Raw genomic sequence first — 15,099 nt, 5'->3', positions numbered from 1 at the left:
GACCGGCTTCTCAATCCCTCGCCTCCGCAAACGAAAGAAGCGCCGCCCCTGCCGGGACGGCGCTTCTTTCCTTGGTGGACCCGAGGGGATTCGAACCCCTGACCCCCTGCATGCCATGCAGGTGCGCTACCAGCTGCGCCACGGGCCCGTCGCCTCCGAAGAGGCCTCGACAACTTTACTACAGGACGAGCCCCTCCTCCGCCGCTCGGCCACCCCAGTCTGGGCCAAGCGCCAAGACGGGCCGAATCGGGCAGAACGGGCCGCCGCTTCGGCCCGGAAACGCCGAAGAAGCCCGAGTCACGACTCGGGCCTCAGTCGAAGACGAAGGAGTAGCGCGGGGCGCTACTCGGCGGCGTCGCGGACCGGCAGGTTGACCGGGATGACCGGGCAGTCCTTCCAGAGCCGCTCGAGCGAGTAGTAGAGCCGGTCCTCCTCGTGGAAGACGTGCACGACGATGTCGCCGAAGTCGAGCAGCACCCAGCGACCCTCAGAGCGGCCCTCGCGGCGCAGCGCCTTCACGCCGGCCTCGAGCAGCCGATCCTCCACCGCCTCCGCGATCGCCAGCACGTTGCGCTCTGTGCGGCCCGAGAGCAGCAGGAAGGCGTCCGTCAGCGGCAGCCGGCCGGCCACGTCGAGCGCGACCGGGTCGAGAGCGTTCTTGGCGTCGGCAGCGGCTGCCGCGAGCTGGATCAGCTCGACGGCGTTCTCGGATGCAGCAGGAATCAGAAAATCCTCAAGACATAGCCAGCGAACAGGAGACCGATGACACCGATCGCCATGACCGCGGCGGTGATGGCGAGCACCGTCGGCAGCATCCCTCCGCGACGCTTGCGCGGGCTGACCACGCTGCGCGTCGAGGTGTGCGTCGACACCGCTCGGGCGGCGCGCACGGGCGCCACATCCGCGGTGTGGTGATCGTCCTGGCTCGCCTCGAACAGGCGGTCGATCTCGGACGAGTCGTACTGGTCCGAAGGAGCGCCGGTCGAGGACAGGATGCGCGGCAGGTCCAGCGAGCCCGTGATGAAGATCTCGCCGGTGCTGTTGACGGCACTGAAGAGGTCCGGCTGCGGGTCGTTGGGCATGATGAGCGCGTTCGTGTTGCCCGAGGTGGACGCCACGTTGCGGGTGAGGCCCGGGAAAGGCAGCTGGTCGTCCGGCTCCGCGGCCTGCACCGACCAGTGGCCGGCCGGCGGCGTGAACGGCCGCTCCTGCCGAACGGGCTGAGGCTCCGGCTGGCGCACGGGCTCCGGCTGGCGGAACATCTGCGGCTGGGGGCCGGTCGCCGGCACAGACGGTGCGTCGACGCTCTGGCTCGCCTGGGCGATGAGCGCCTCGAAGCCGGAGAGGCCCGCGAGGGGCGGCGCCGTCGGGGCGGGCGGGGTGGTGAACGTGCCGGCCGCGGGGGCGGGCAGCGGCTCGGCCCGCACGGGCTGGGCGGACCTCGGCACCTCGATGATCGGCGCGATGCGATCCATCGCCACGGTCGAGACGTCCGGCTCCTCGAACTGGGGCTCCGGCGTCATCTTGACCGGGGCATCCGCAGCGAGGGCGGCGCGGTCGATGGCGGCCATCTCCACGGTGGAGACGTCGTTGTACGGGGCGAACGCGCTGCCCGCGAGCTCGGAGGCCGGTGCAGGAGCCGCCGGTGCCTGGAATGCGGGCGCTGCCGGGGCCCGGAACGCCGGTGCCGCCTTGGGCTGCGGCGTCGGCTCCCACGTGGGCATCCATGCGCCGGAGGCGCCGTCCTGGCTCAGCCGCGGGGCCGAGCCGGTCTCACGCTGACGCAGCTCTCGCCGGGTCAGGGTGTGGTCCATGGACATGTCCTGGCCGGCCGGGTCGGACGCGACCGGCTCCTGGCTCAGCAGGTCGTCGATCCGCGACGTGGGCCGGGTCCGCGTGTCCTCGTACGGTGCGAAATTGCGGGGCTGGAAGCCCGCATCCCGCGCCTGCTGCGTCGGCTGAGCCGGACGGCGGGCCTCGTACGTGGGCACCTGGGGCCGGCCCTGCGTGATGTAGGTGACGGGCTCCGACGGGTGGTCGGTGTCCGAGCGGCGACCGGTGCGGCGCTCCGCCTCGGTGGCCGCCTCGGTCAGCTGGGAGGCCGCGCGCCGGGACAGCGTGTCCCAGATGTTGCCGGAGGAGTTGAGGTCGTAGACGCCCGAGGGGTGCACGCCGGACAGATCGCCCGTCTCACTCGCGCGTCGCTCGGCGTCACGCGCCTCGCGACGGCTCTTGGGCTGATCGCTTGAGTCGGGCGCCGTTCCCGGGCGCCCTCGATGTTCCTGCCACAGGGTCATGAAGTACTCCGATACAGGTCATGTTTGGAGATGTACTGCACGACGCCGTCGGGAACGAGATACCAAACGGGATGACCGCGATTCACCCGACTCCTACAGTCGGTTGACGATATCGCCAGCGCCGGAACTTCGAGCCAGCTTACGTCGCGCTCCGGCAGGTCGCGAAGCGACACGGCGTGTCCTGGACGACTCACCGCGACGAAATGTGCGAGGTCCCAGAGCTCGTCGACATCCTTCCAACTGAAGATCTGCTTGACCGCGTCGGCCCCCGTGATGAAGAACAGGTCGCTGTCCTGGCGTTCTTCTCGGATGTCCCGGAGGGTGTCGATCGTGTAGGTCGGGCCGCCCCGGTCGATGTCGACGCGGGACACCGTGAAGCGCGGATTCGAGGCGGTCGCGATGACCGTCATGAGGTAGCGGTGCTCCGCCGGCGACACTCCGCGCTTCTGCCACGGCTGCCCGGTCGGCACGAAGATGACCTCGTCGAGCTGGAACGACTGGGCGACCTCACTGGCCGCGACGAGGTGCCCGTGGTGGATCGGATCGAACGTCCCGCCCATCACGCCGATGCGCGGACGCCCCGAATCGGGCTCGATCTGCACGGAGAGGGTCAGCCGTCGTGGGAGGTTCCGTGTCCGGATCCGTCGCCGCCGCGCTGGCCCGACACCTGCGAGTGCCGATTGGCGACGTTGCGGTACGACCAGGCCACGATGCCGAGGGCGGCGAACACCGCGATGGCGGTGAGGCCGAAGCCGACGGGAGGCATCGGCAGCGGGTGCTCGGTCTCGGCGGCCGCGAGGACGACGGCATGGAACAGCGACATTTACACTCCTGTAGCGCTCGGCGGGTTCAGTCTAGCCGCGGCGGTGCGGGCGGCTCGCAGGGCCGGGCCGGAACGGCGAGAAGGGCGCTCCCACCCCAGGGAGCGCCCTTCTCGGGCTAGCCGGTCGCTCAGGCGCCGAGGCCGGCGGCGTCCACGCGGCGGTGGAAGCGCATGCCGGCGAGGCCGCCGAGCACCGCACCGGCGAGAGCGACGAGCGCGACGATGATCGCCGTGATGATGCCGGTCACCGTGAGGTCGCCCTCGTTGACCGGGATCCTCGGGAAGCTGTTGAGGTTGGCCAGGATGTTGAACTGGCTGCCCGCCACGGCACCGATGATCGCGGCGAGGACCGCGATGATGATGGCCCAGAGCCAGACGGCGAAACCTTGCTTGGCGCCGTTGAACCGGGCCATGCGACCGGCGACGTAGCCGCCGCAGTAGTAGGCCAGGAAGAGGATCACGACGAGGGCGATGGCGCCGACGATCCCGATGGTCTGCGCGGTCTGCGGATCCTGCACATCCTGCGCATCGGTCTGCGTCGCGAGCCCGACCGCGGCGCCGGCGGCGGCGACCAGCGCGGTGAGGATGACGGCCATGCCGGTCGCGGTCAGCCAGCCGAAGAAGGCCGACCCGAACTTCATGCCGCCGAAGCGCTCCTTCTCGCGGGCGACGACGTCGTGACGCAGGGTGTTCTCCCTGCCGATGGGCACCGATCCGTCGGTGCGGTCCGCGTTGGCTGCGACGGCACCGTCGCTGCGGTCCATTCGTACGGTCTCGTCACCGTCCGTGCTCAGGGGGCGGGTACGGTCGTCGGCGTTGCTCATGGCTGCTCCGTTCGCTTCGGCGCCACAGGGGCGCCTGCTGTGTGGGGGCAACGGTACGGACGCAGGCGGGGGCGGCTCCAGGCCTTGACAGACGCTCACTATCGGGGGCGGCTCGACCGGAACGGGGGCACGGGCCGGGGGCGCCGACCCGTGGGCGGCGCTAGGTGCGGACCTGCCCCGAGCCGCGGACGATCCACTTCGTGCTCGTGAGCTCCTGCAGCCCCATGGGCCCGCGGGCGTGCAGCTTCTGCGTGGAGATGCCCACCTCGGCGCCGAAGCCGAACTCCCCGCCGTCCGTGAAGCGCGTGGACGCGTTGACCATGACCACCGCGGAGTCGACCTCGGCGAGGAACCGGTCGGCGCTGCGCAGGTCGTTCGTGAGGATCGACTCGGTGTGCTTCGTGGAGTAGCGCCCGATGTGGTCAATGGCGGCGTCGAGGTCATCGACGATGGCGACGGACAGATCGTGGGACAGGTACTCGGTCCCCCAGTCCTCCTCGGTCGCCGGCACGGCGTCAGGGTACAGTTCGCGGGTCGCCTCGTCGGCGTGCAGCGTGACACCCGCCGCCCGCAGCCGGTCGAGCACCGGGCTGAGCAGGCGAGGCGCCGCCCCACGATGGACCAGGAGCGTCTCGAGCGTGTTGCAGACGCTCACCCGCTGGGTCTTCGAGTTGAGCACGACCTCCGCTGCGAGGTCGGGGTCGGCGCTCTCGTCGACGAAGATGTGCACGACGCCGGCGCCGGTCTCGATGACCGGCACGGTGGACTCGGCGACGACGGCCTGGATGAGCTGCGCGCTCCCCGCGGAATCAGCACGTCGATGTAGTCCCGGGCCCGCATGAGCTCGCGCGCGCCCTCCCGGCCGAACTCGTCGATGGTCTGCACGGCGTCGGCCGGCAGCCCTGCCGAGGCGAGCGCCTCCTGGAGGATCTCGACGAGCACGCGGTTCGAGTTCTCGGCGGCGGTTCCGCCGCGGAGCACGGCCGCGTTGCCGCTCTTCAGCGCGAGCGCCGCGATGTCGACCGTGACGTTGGGCCGCGCCTCGTAGATGACGCCCACGACGCCGAAGGGCACCCGCACCTGGGTGACCTGCAGCCCGTTGGGCAGGATGCTCCCCCGCACGGTCTCGCCGACCGGGTCGGTGAGCCCCGCGACGTCGAGCACGGCGTCGGCGAGGGCGGTGATCCGCTTCTCGTCGAGGCGGAGCCGATCCTGCAGCGCGGTCGAGAGGCCGTTGCGCTCCCCGGCCTCCAGGTCCATGCGGTTCGCGGCGAGGATCCGGTCGGAGCCGAGGAGGAGCGCGGAGGCGATGGCCTCGAGCGCGTGGTTCTTCGCGCCGGCCGTCTGCGTGGCCAGCGCGCGGGAAGCGCGCTTGGCCGCGGCGAAGCGGTCGGTGAGGCTCAGCGAGACCGAGGGCTGAGAAGAGGCGCCGGACATGGCCAGAAGTCTAGAGCGCCGCGGGCGCGCCGACACGGGGGTCGAACCAGGTGCCGACCGTCTCTCCGCGCATCGCCCGGGCCACGTCGCGGGTGGCGCTCAGCAGCACGCCCGCTCCCGCCTCCGCTGCATGCCGGGCGGCCGCCACCTTCGTGGTCGCTCCCCCGGTGCCGATGCCAGTGCCGACCGATCCCACGACGACCCCGTCGAGCGGGTCCCCGTATGGCACGTGGTCGATGCGCACCGCGCCGGGCTCGTGCGGCGGGCGCGTGTAGAGCGCGTCCACATCGCTGAGCAGGACGAGCAGGTCGGCGCGGACCAGTGCCGCCACGAGGGAGGCGAGGCGGTCGTTGTCGCCGAAGCGGATCTCGTGGGTCGCGACGGTGTCGTTCTCGTTGACGATGGGCAGGATGCGCAGCTCCAGCAGCTTGTCCATCGCACGCTCCGCGTTCTTCCGCGGCGTGGGGTTCTCCAGGTCACCGGCGGTGAGCAGGACCTGGCCGGCCACGATCCGGTAGCGCCGAAGGCTCTCCTGGTAGCGGTAGATGAGCAGGTTCTGCCCGACCGCGGCCGCCGCCTGCTGGGTGGCGAGGTCGGTGGGCCTCGAGTCGAGTCCGAGGTAGGGCATCCCGGTCGCGATGGCGCCCGAGGAGACGAGGATCACCTCGGCGCCGCGCGCGTGCGCCTCGGCCAGGGCGTCGACGAGCGGCTCGATCTGCCCGACGTTGGGACCGCTGATCGATGCGGATCCCACCTTCACCACGATGCGGCGGGCGGCGAGGATCTCGCCGCGGGTCGTCGTCGTCACGCTTTCTCGTCCTCCGCCCACAGGCCGGCCTCGCGCTCGCGCTCGAGCTCCGCGCGCGCCTCCGCCTTGGCGTCCATGCGCTCGAAGTAGTTGTCCCGCCGCTCGTTGCGGGTGGGGCGGGCGTTCTGGTCGAGGCGCCCGTCGGTGCCGCGCGGGCTCGTCATGAGCTCCGCCGCGGAGGCGAGCGCCGGCTCCCAGTCGAAGACGACGCCGCCCTGACCGCCGATCACGACGGTGGAGCCGGGAACCGCGCCGGCCTTGAAGAGCTCGTCCTCGACGCCGAGCTTCGCGAGCCGGTCGGTGAGGAAGCCCACGGCCTCGTCGTTGGTGAAGTCGGTCTGCGCGACCCAGCGCTCCGGCTTCGCTCCGCGGATGCGGTAGAGGTTGCCGGCGGAGCCGCCCTCAACCCGGACGGTGAACTCCTGCTCGTTGACCGCCTTCGGCCGCAGCACGATGCGCGGCTTGGGCGCCTCGATCTGCTTGCGCGCCTCGTCCACGAGGCCCGCCAGGGCGTAGGAGAGCTCGCGCAGGCCGGAGTGGCTGACCGTGGAGATCTCGAAGACGCGGTAGCCCCGGGCCTCGAGGTCGGGGCGGACGAGGTCCGCGAGGTCACGCGCCTCCGGCACGTCCACCTTGTTGAGCGCGACCAGCTGGGGACGGTCGAGGAGCGGGAGCTGCCCCGTCGGCACCGGGTACGCGGCGAGCTCGCCCAGGATGATGTCGAGGTCGCTGACCGGGTCGCGGCCGGGCTCGAGGGTCGCGCAGTCGAGGACGTGCAGCAGCGCGCTGCACCGCTCCACGTGGCGGAGGAACTCCAGGCCGAGGCCCTTGCCCTCGCTCGCGCCTTCGATGAGTCCGGGCACGTCGGCGATCGTGTACCGCGTCGAGCCCGCCTCGACGACGCCGAGGTTGGGCTGCAGCGTCGTGAACGGGTAGTCCGCGATCTTGGGGCGCGCGGCGGACAGCGCGGCGACGAGGCTCGACTTCCCGGCGGAGGGGAAGCCGACGAGCGCGACGTCGGCGACGGTCTTCAGTTCGAGCCGGACATCGCCCTCCCACCCGGGGGTGCCGAGCAGGGCGAAGCCGGGCGCCTTGCGCTTCGGCGTCGCGAGGGAGGCGTTGCCGAGCCCGCCCTGGCCGCCGGGCGCGACGACGAAGCGCATCCCCGGCTCTGCGAGGTCGACGAGCTCCTGGCCGTCCTCGTCCTTGACGACGGTGCCGACCGGAACGGGCAGCTCCAGCGGCTCGCCGCTGGCGCCGTGGCGGTGGTCGCCCATGCCCGGCTGGCCGTTGTCGGAGGAGCGGTGCGGTCCACGGTGGTAGCCGAGGAGGGTCGTGACCTGCGGGTCGGCGACGAGGACGATATCCCCGCCGTTGCCGCCGTTGCCGCCGTCAGGGCCGGCGAGGGGCTTGAACTTCTCCCGGCGCACCGAGACGCAGCCGTTGCCGCCGTGTCCGGCGCGCAGGTGCAGCGTCACCTCGTCGACGAAGGTCGCGACCATGTGCTGCTGTCCTTTCGCGAGCCTCTGGGGCTCTGCGGTGATCCGAGGCGGTTCTCTGCCGTGCCGGCAGGGAACCGCGAAACGAGAAAAGGCGAGCCGGAGCTCGCCTTTTCCCTCAAGCCGGAGGCTGCCTACTCGGCGGCCACCACGATGTTGACGACCTTGCGGCCGCCCTTCTGGCCGAACTGGACCGCACCGGCGGACAGCGCGAACAGGGTGTCGTCGCCGCCCCGGCCGACGTTCACGCCGGGGTGGAAGTGAGTGCCGCGCTGGCGGACGATGATCTCGCCGGCGCTGACGACCTGGCCGCCGAAGCGCTTGACGCCGAGGCGCTGCGCGTTCGAGTCACGACCGTTGCGGGTAGAGCTCGCGCCCTTCTTGTGTGCCATGTCTGTATGCCCCTCAGCCCTACTTGATGCCGGTGATCTTGACCCGCGTGAGCTCCTGGCGGTGGCCCTGGCGCTTCTTGTAGCCGGTCTTGTTCTTGAACTTCTGGATGACGATCTTCTTGCCGCGGAGATCGCCGAGGACCTCAGCGGTGACGACGACCTTGGCGAGCGCCGACGCGTCGTGCGTGATCGTGTCGCCGTCGACGAGGAGCACCGGGGCGAGGCTCACGTTGCCGTTCTCGTCCGCCTTGATGCGGTCGAGCGTGACGATCGTGCCGACCTCGACCTTCTCCTGCCGCCCTCCGGCGCGCACAACTGCGTAAACCACTATCCAGCCAATCTGTTGGGATGTCCGCGACAGGGCCGCGGCGAAGACTCGGTGCGGGCAGGGCCGCGCACACCGACGGTCTAGATTACCCGATTCGGATGCTCCCGGCAATCCGGCCGGTCTGGCCGCCGAGCCGCGCTGGCGCGTCCCGCACAGGACGCCCTCTTCCTACAATTCTGCCATGGCGGTGCTGATCGACGGGGCGGTGTGGCCCGCCCACGGCACGGTCTGGGCCCACCTCGTGAGCGACTCGTCGCTCGAGGAGCTGCACGCCTTCGCGTCCCGCAACGACGTGCCCCGGCGCAGCTTCGACCTGGACCACTACGACGTGCCCGAGGCGCGCGTGGCGGACCTGATCGCCGCCGGCGCCCACCCGGTCTCCAACCGGGAGCTGGTGACGCGGCTGATCGCGAGCGGCCTGCGGGTCAAGGGCCGCGACCGCTGACGCGGGCGTTGCGGGCACACCTCGCGACCGGGTGCGGGGCGGCAGCCAGCGCCGGAGAGGCACTGCGCACGCCCCGCACGACGGCTAGGACTTGTCGAGCCCCGTCACACCCGGCGTGAGGGCGGGGGTGGAGACGCGACGGCTGCGGGAGCGGCCCTGTCCGGGCTTCTTCGGCTCCGGCAGAGCCTCGAGGACGGAGTCGAGCAGCGACTCGGCCTCCGGCGGGAGCTGACGCGTCTTCGGCGGGGCGACGACCGGCAGGTCGAGGATCGGCTCGTCGAGCACGGGCACCTGCGCCGGGAGCTGCACCGGAGCCGACGCGGCCGGGGCCTGCGGCTCGTGTCCGTGCGCCTCCTCCACCGCGTCCTTGTGCAGGGTGCTCGCGGCGATGAGCGCGAGCGCGTGGCGGGCGTCGTCGGTGATCGCGTGCGTGCTGCCCGCGGCGGGGCGGCTCGTCTGCGGCGCCGGAGGCTTCGTGCGGCCGCCGCGGCGGGGCTCCTGCTTCGACTCGACGGCACGCGCCGGCGCATCCGACATGGACTCGGCCAGGCCGAGGCCCAGCTTCTTCCGGGTCATCTGGACGAGCCCGAGCGACGTCACCTCGGCGACCTGGTGCTTCGTGCGATCGCGGCTGAGGCATTCGACGAGACGGCGCAGCACGAGGTCGCGGTTGGTCTCGAGGACCATGTCGATGAAGTCGATGACGATGATGCCGCCGATGTCGCGCAGGCGCAGCTGGCGGACGATCTCCTCGGCCGCCTCCAGGTTGTTCTTGGTGACGGTCTCCTCGAGGTTGCCGCCGGAGCCGACGAACTTGCCGGTGTTGACGTCGATGACCGTCATGGCCTCGGTGCGGTCGATGACGAGCGAGCCGCCGGAGGGCAGCCAGACCTTGCGGTCGAGCGCCTTGTCGATCTGCTCCTGCACCCGGAAGTCGGCGAACACGTCGCCCCGGCCGGTGTACTTCTCTACGCGATCCAGCAGGTCGGGCGCGACGGACGTGAGGTAGCCCTCGATCGTCCCCTGCGCGTCCTCGCCCGCGATGACGAGCCGGGAGAAGTCCTCGTTGAAGACGTCGCGGATGATCTTGACGAGCAGGTCCGGCTCGCTGTGCAGCAGCGCGGGGGCCTGCACGGACTCCACCTGGGAGCTGATGTGCTGCCACTGGGCGGTAAGCCGGTTCACGTCCACGGCGAGCTGCTCGTCGGTCGCGCCCTCGGCCGCGGTGCGCACGATCACGCCGACGCCGTCGGGGAGCACCTCCTTGAGGATCTTCTTGAGGCGTGCGCGCTCGGTGTCCGGGAGCTTGCGCGAGATCCCGTTCATCGAGCCGTTGGGCACGTAGACGAGGTAGCGACCGGGCAGCGACACCTGGCTGGTGAGCCGGGCGCCCTTGTGGCCGACCGGGTCCTTCGTGACCTGGACGAGGACCTTGTCGCCGGCCTTGAGAGCGAGCTCGATGCGGCGGGGCTGGTTCTTCTCGCCCTCCGCCGCGGCGGCATCCCAGTCGACCTCGCCCGAGTAGAGGACCGCGTTGCGGCCGCGGCCGATGTCGACGAACGCCGCCTCCATGCTGGGCAGCACGTTCTGCACGCGGCCCAGGTAGACGTTGCCGATCAGCGACTGGTTTTGGGACTTCGCGACGTAGTGCTCGGCGAGGACGCCGTCCTCGAGCACCCCGATCTCGATGCGGCCGGCGGCGCTGCGCACCACCATGACGCGCTCGACGCTCTCTCGGCGGGCGAGGAACTCGGCCTCGGTGACGACCGCGCGACGGCGTCCGGCATCCCGGCCGTCGCGACGGCGCTGCTTCTTCGCCTCGAGCCGCGTGGAGCCCTTGACCTTCTGCGGCTCGGTGATCTCCTCGATGACGCGGCGGCGGGGGCGCGGAGCCGCCTCCTGGACCTCGTCGGCGGGACGGTCGTCGCCGCCTCCGCTGCCCGAGCGGCGGCGGTTGCGGCGCCGGCTGGTCGAGGACGGGGCGGACGACTCCTCGTCCTGCTCCTCCGGCTCATCGTCGGGAAGGGCAGGCAGCGGCGCGAGCACCGGCGGGGCCTGGAAGAAGATCGCGGTGGTGGGTCCGGGCGGGCGCGCGGGCTCGGGCGCCGGCTGCGGTGCGGCGGCCGGCGGCTCGGCGGAGGGAGCCTCGGCCTCGGTGGCGTCCGGCTGCTCCGTCGCAGCAGCGGGTGCGTCCTCCGCCGGCTGCTCGGCAGGCGCATCGGCTGCGGCCTGCTCGGCGGCTGCCTGAGCCGACGCGCCGCTCATCACGGCCTCGACCTCGTCCGGACCGACGACCGGCACAGTGCCGAGTCCGGTGGATGCCCGACGCGGCATGAACGTGCGCCGGCGTCGATTCCCGGTCTCAGCCGTCTCGGCGAGGGGCGTCGTCTCGATCGCGGGGGCCGAGTCGTCCGTGGAGCCCGACTCGTTCGTGGGGTTCGTCTCTTCCACCATTCCTGGTGCACTCCTTGCGGGACCGGCCTCCGCGCCGCCACATCCCGTGCTTCGCGATGGGTCCTGCCCATCGAATCCTCGTGCCGAGCTTCCGCTCGCGGCGTTCTGGGACGCCCAGCGGATCCGTTGATCCGCACCCGGGCTCCGCTTTCGCGTGCCGGGAAAGTTCTTCGTCCCGCGCGCGGCGCGGGTCTGCGTCCGATTATCGCACGCGCGTCCCTCCCTCCGTCGAACGGCACGACAACCCGCCGCTGCAGAGGGTGCCGGGATGCGCATGCGAGAATCGCTCGCATGACGGCGGAGACCCCGGCGCGACAGCCGGTCGGCATCGCCATCCTGTACATCGTGACCGGCGTGATCGGCCTGTACTCGGCGTTCGAGCTGACCCTGGACCGCTTCGCGATCATCCAGAATCCGGGCACGAAGCTCAACTGCGACATCAACCCCTTCGTCGCGTGCGGCGAGGTGATCAAGAGCTGGCAGGGGTCGCTGTTCGGGTTCCCGAACCCGCTGATCGGGCTCATGGCGTTCGTCGCACCGGTCGCGGTCGGTGTCGGGATCCTCGCTGGCGCGCGCTTCGCCCGGTGGTTCTGGGTGCTCTTCAACCTGGGGCTGCTCGGCGCCTTCGTCTTCATCCACTGGCTGGTGACGCAGACCGTGTTCGTCATCGGCACCCTGTGCCCCTGGTGCATGCTCGTCTGGCTGGTCGTCATCCCGCTGTTCTGGTACGGGACGATCAACAACCTCGCGCGCAACTTCGGCCTCCCGGAGAGCGCCGCGTCACTGTTCCGCCAGGCCCTGCCGTGGACGTGGCTGATCGTGCTGCTCAACTACCTGGTGATCGTGGCGATCGTGCTCGCCAACTTCCCGACCCTCCTCACGGTCCTCTTCGGCGGCTGAGGCGCGGCTTCGCGGCTTCCCGGTCGCGTCCGGTGCCGATTTCGAGACGCCCGCTGCGCGGGCTCCTCAATCAGCGGGCTTTCCGAGGCAACCCCTAACCGCTGGTTGAGGAGCGCCGCAGGCGCGTCTCGAACACCCACCCGCTTCCTCGCGGGCAGCCCGCTCCTCCAGCTCCGCGGCACCCCCATAACCGCTGGTTGAGGAGCGCCGCAGGCGCGTCTCGAAACCCACCGATCGGCGGACGAGAACCCGCGAAGCCTGAGGGCGAGGCTTAAGACAGACGGAGGACGCCGACTCGCGCGCGCACGTCGCGTCGAGCGCGGCCTCAGACACCGAGCGCGGCCGTCCTCTAGCGAGCGCGGTCCGTAACGACGAGCGCGCCCCGTAGACGCCCCGCGTTCGTCGTCACGGGCCGCGCTCGGTGCCCAGGACCGCGCTCGGCGCCTGCGCTCCCCCGCTCAACCGCACTAAGCGGTGCACGTGACGACCTCTCCACTCCACGTCTTAAGCCCGACCTGGACCCCGCCGAAGGTTCGCGCGTCAACCGGCCACCCCGTCCCGCTAGGGCGCACCATGCGCGACTTCAGCGAATCGGGTCAGTCGAACCAGAGGGCGAGCTCGCGGGCCGCGGACTCCGGGGAGTCGCTGCCGTGCACGAGGTTCTGCTGCACCTTGAGGCCCCAGTCGCGGCCGAGGTCCCCGCGGATGGTGCCGGGGGCGGCGGTGGTCGGGTCGGTGGCGCCGGCGAGGGACCGGAAGCCTTCGATCACCCGGTTGCCGGTCACGCGGATGGCGACGACCGGACCCGACTCCATGAACTCCACGAGCGGCTCGTAGAACGGCTTGCCCTCGTGCTCGGCGTAGTGCTGGGCGAGCAGGTCGCGGTCTGGCTGCACGAGCTTGATGTCGACGAGGGCGTACCCCTTCGCCTCGATCCGGCGCAGGATCTCGCCGGTCAGGTTGCGGGCGACGCCGTCCGGCTTCACCAGCACCAGGGTCTCTTCGATGTCCACTCGTCCTCCTATCCGGCGGCGTTCCGCCGGTCGATGCGTCCGCCCATAATCATGCAGTACGCCCAGATGGCCACGAAGAGGCCACCGACCAGGAAGAGGTCGGGAACGAGCAGTCCCCCGGCGACCACGGTCGCCTGGACCAGCCACCCGAGGACGACCCCGATCGGCCAGCGCAGGGTTCCCGCGGCGACGATCATCAGCAGGATCAGCGCGCCGCCGCCCCCGAGCGCGAGCGCAGGAGGCAGCGCGCCGAGCCCGTTGATGACGAGCGCGGCGAGGAACACGACGATGATCTCGGTGACCAGGACGATGGCGCCGAGGGTCTCCTGGACTCCGCGAGCACGCCGTTCACGCGCCACGGCTAGGGCTTCCAGCCCTCGTCGGCGGCGATGTCCAGCACATGGCCGACCAGGGTGATCGAGCCGAACACGACAACCGCCCCGTTGGGCTGCTCGGACGCCTCCTCCCGTGCGGCGTCGAGGGCCGCGCCGATCGACGGCTCCACCCTCACGCGGTCGGCGCCCGCGACGCGCACGGCGATGGCGGCGAGGTCGTCGGCATCCCGGGCTCGATCGGACGGCGCCGTCGTGATGATGAACTCGTCGACGACGCCGTTCATCGCCCGCAGCATCCCCTCTGCCTCCTTGTCGGCGAGCACGCCGACGACGGCGATGATCGGCGAGAACGAGAAGTAGGTGCCGAGCGCCGCAGCGAGCGACTGGGCGCCGTGCGGGTTGTGAGCCGCATCGACGAGGACGCTCGGCTCGACGCCCACGAGCTGCAGCCGGCCGGGCGAGGTGACGGTTGCAAGCCCCTCGGTCACGACCTCAGTTTCCAGGCGCGTGGTTCCGCCGCCGAGGAACGACTCCACGGCCGCGATCGCCAGCGCCGCGTTGTGCGCCTGGTGCTCGCCGTAGAGGGGCAGGAGGAGGTCGCGGTACTCGCCGGCGCGCCCGTGCACGGTGATGATCTGCCCGCCGACGGCGACGGACGTCTCGACCGAGAAGCCGCTGCCCTCGACCACCAGCCGCGATTCGGTGAGGTCCGCGGCCCGCTGCAGCTCGGCGAGCGCGGCCGGCGACTGCGTCGCGCTGACCACCTCGGACAGCGGCTTGATGATGCCGGACTTGGTGCGCGCGATCTCCGCGACCGTGTTGCCGAGCCGGCCCTGGTGGTCGAGCGCGATCGGCGTGAAGACGGAGACCTGGCTCTCGACGACGTTGGTCGCATCCCACTCGCCGCCCATCCCGACCTCGATGATGGCCACGTCGACGGGGGCGTCGGCGAACGCCGCGAATCCGAGGATGACGAGCGCCTCGAAGAAGGTCAGCCGGATCTCCCCCGCCTCGGTGAGGGCGTCGTCGACCATCTTGAGGTACGGCTTGATGTCCTCCCAGTTGGCGGCGAGGCGCTCGTCGGAGATGGGCTCACCGCCGATGAGGATGCGCTCGTTGAAGCGCGTCAGGTGCGGGCTCGTGAGCAGCCCGGTGCGGAGGCCGGCCGCCCGCAGGAGGCTCTCGATCATCCGGCTCGTGCTGGTCTTGCCGTTGGTGCCGGTGATGTGGATGACCGGATGCGCGCGGTGCGGATCGCCGAGCAGCTCGACGGCGCGCCGAACCGGCTCGAGCCGCGGCTGCGGGTCGCCCTCGCCGAGGCGCGAGAGCAGCTCCTCGAACACGCGATCCGCTCGCTCCCGATCCGCCGCGGTCGGCTCGGGGCCGAACTCCGGGGTGTCCGGTCCCAGCTGGACCGCTGCGGAATCGAGCAGCGCGTCTTCCGGGTCGATGTCCGGATCGCCCTCCAGCGGCTGGCCGCCGTACCGAGGGTCGAACCTCGGGTCGTCCGGGTCGAAGGTCGGGTTGTCCCGATCAGACATTGC

The 15,099-nt window shown here is 71.1% G+C and carries 15 protein-coding genes, 1 tRNA gene and 1 pseudogene; 2 read left to right on the top strand and 15 right to left on the bottom strand.

Annotation, left to right across the window (positions count from 1 at the left end):
- Window positions 1-72 precede the first annotated feature (72 nt).
- The 11 genes and pseudogenes from QUE51_RS12000 to rplU all read right to left on the bottom strand — a co-directional run bounded on the left by QUE51_RS12000 (window position 73) and on the right by rplU (window position 8,408).
- Window positions 73-148, bottom strand: a tRNA-Ala gene (locus QUE51_RS12000).
- A 194-nt stretch (window positions 149-342) separates the two neighbouring features.
- Window positions 343-723 carry a ribosome silencing factor gene (gene rsfS, locus QUE51_RS11995; RefSeq protein WP_286279372.1) on the bottom strand — a complete coding sequence of 127 codons (381 nt, stop codon included), beginning with the start codon at window positions 721-723 and terminating at the stop codon, window positions 343-345.
- Window positions 723-2,297: a hypothetical protein gene (locus tag QUE51_RS11990; RefSeq protein WP_286276615.1), complete on the bottom strand. Its 1,575-nt coding sequence runs from the start codon at window positions 2,295-2,297 to the stop codon at window positions 723-725. Before QUE51_RS11990 ends, rsfS begins: the two co-directional genes overlap by 1 nt.
- Window positions 2,294-2,893, bottom strand: coding sequence for a nicotinate-nucleotide adenylyltransferase (gene nadD, locus QUE51_RS11985; protein WP_286279371.1), 600 nt, complete (start codon window positions 2,891-2,893; stop codon window positions 2,294-2,296). The genes QUE51_RS11990 and nadD overlap by 4 nt, the downstream gene beginning before the upstream one ends.
- Before the next feature lie 14 nt (window positions 2,894-2,907).
- Entirely contained in the window at window positions 2,908-3,120 is a 213-nt protein-coding gene (locus QUE51_RS11980) for a hypothetical protein (RefSeq protein ID WP_286276614.1), read from the bottom strand.
- Between the two features lie 128 nt (window positions 3,121-3,248).
- Entirely contained in the window at window positions 3,249-3,884 is a 636-nt protein-coding gene (locus QUE51_RS11975) for a hypothetical protein (protein WP_286276613.1), read from the bottom strand.
- 220 nt (window positions 3,885-4,104) lie between these two features.
- Window positions 4,105-5,381: pseudogene (locus QUE51_RS11970) on the bottom strand (glutamate-5-semialdehyde dehydrogenase).
- Between the two features lie 10 nt (window positions 5,382-5,391).
- Window positions 5,392-6,189 (bottom strand): glutamate 5-kinase, encoded by a 798-nt coding sequence (proB, locus tag QUE51_RS11965; RefSeq protein ID WP_286276612.1) that lies wholly within the window; start codon window positions 6,187-6,189, stop codon window positions 5,392-5,394.
- Window positions 6,186-7,691, bottom strand: coding sequence for a GTPase ObgE (gene obgE, locus QUE51_RS11960; protein ID WP_286276611.1), 1,506 nt, complete (start codon window positions 7,689-7,691; stop codon window positions 6,186-6,188). The genes proB and obgE overlap by 4 nt, the downstream gene beginning before the upstream one ends.
- A 131-nt stretch (window positions 7,692-7,822) precedes the next feature.
- Window positions 7,823-8,080: a 50S ribosomal protein L27 gene (gene rpmA / locus QUE51_RS11955; protein ID WP_286276610.1), complete on the bottom strand. Its 258-nt coding sequence runs from the start codon at window positions 8,078-8,080 to the stop codon at window positions 7,823-7,825.
- Window positions 8,081-8,099: 19 nt separating this feature from the next.
- Window positions 8,100-8,408 carry a 50S ribosomal protein L21 gene (gene rplU, locus QUE51_RS11950; protein WP_286276609.1) on the bottom strand — a complete coding sequence of 103 codons (309 nt, stop codon included), beginning with the start codon at window positions 8,406-8,408 and terminating at the stop codon, window positions 8,100-8,102.
- A gap of 181 nt (window positions 8,409-8,589) precedes the next feature.
- Here rplU and QUE51_RS11945 point away from each other — a divergent pair, with 181 nt between their 5' ends.
- On the top strand, window positions 8,590-8,853 hold the full coding sequence (locus QUE51_RS11945; RefSeq protein WP_286276608.1) for a DUF4031 domain-containing protein: 264 nt from the start codon (window positions 8,590-8,592) through the stop codon (window positions 8,851-8,853).
- Between the two features lie 84 nt (window positions 8,854-8,937).
- On the opposite strand, the gene QUE51_RS11940 is transcribed toward QUE51_RS11945, so the two are convergent.
- Window positions 8,938-11,307 carry an Rne/Rng family ribonuclease gene (locus QUE51_RS11940; protein ID WP_286276607.1) on the bottom strand — a complete coding sequence of 790 codons (2,370 nt, stop codon included), beginning with the start codon at window positions 11,305-11,307 and terminating at the stop codon, window positions 8,938-8,940.
- Between the two features lie 291 nt (window positions 11,308-11,598).
- Here QUE51_RS11940 and QUE51_RS11935 point away from each other — a divergent pair, with 291 nt between their 5' ends.
- Window positions 11,599-12,207, top strand: a complete 609-nt coding sequence (locus QUE51_RS11935) for a vitamin K epoxide reductase family protein (RefSeq protein WP_286276606.1) — start codon at window positions 11,599-11,601, stop codon at window positions 12,205-12,207.
- 596 nt (window positions 12,208-12,803) lie between these two features.
- Here QUE51_RS11935 and ndk read toward each other — a convergent pair.
- The 3 genes from ndk to QUE51_RS11920 are packed head-to-tail and all read right to left on the bottom strand — an operon-like array spanning window position 12,804 to window position 15,096.
- Window positions 12,804-13,220, bottom strand: coding sequence for a nucleoside-diphosphate kinase (gene ndk / locus QUE51_RS11930; protein WP_286276605.1), 417 nt, complete (start codon window positions 13,218-13,220; stop codon window positions 12,804-12,806).
- Window positions 13,221-13,228: 8 nt separating this feature from the next.
- Complete coding sequence (locus QUE51_RS11925; protein ID WP_286276604.1) at window positions 13,229-13,579, bottom strand: DUF4233 domain-containing protein; 351 nt, start codon at window positions 13,577-13,579, stop codon at window positions 13,229-13,231.
- A gap of 2 nt (window positions 13,580-13,581) precedes the next feature.
- On the bottom strand, window positions 13,582-15,096 hold the full coding sequence (locus QUE51_RS11920; RefSeq protein ID WP_286276603.1) for a bifunctional folylpolyglutamate synthase/dihydrofolate synthase: 1,515 nt from the start codon (window positions 15,094-15,096) through the stop codon (window positions 13,582-13,584).
- Between the last annotated feature and the right edge of the window lie 3 nt (window positions 15,097-15,099).

Source organism: Naasia aerilata (assembly GCF_030296595.1).
In the GTDB taxonomy this organism is placed as follows: domain Bacteria; phylum Actinomycetota; class Actinomycetes; order Actinomycetales; family Microbacteriaceae; genus Naasia; species Naasia aerilata.
This window is presented reverse-complemented; position numbering and strand designations above follow the sequence as displayed.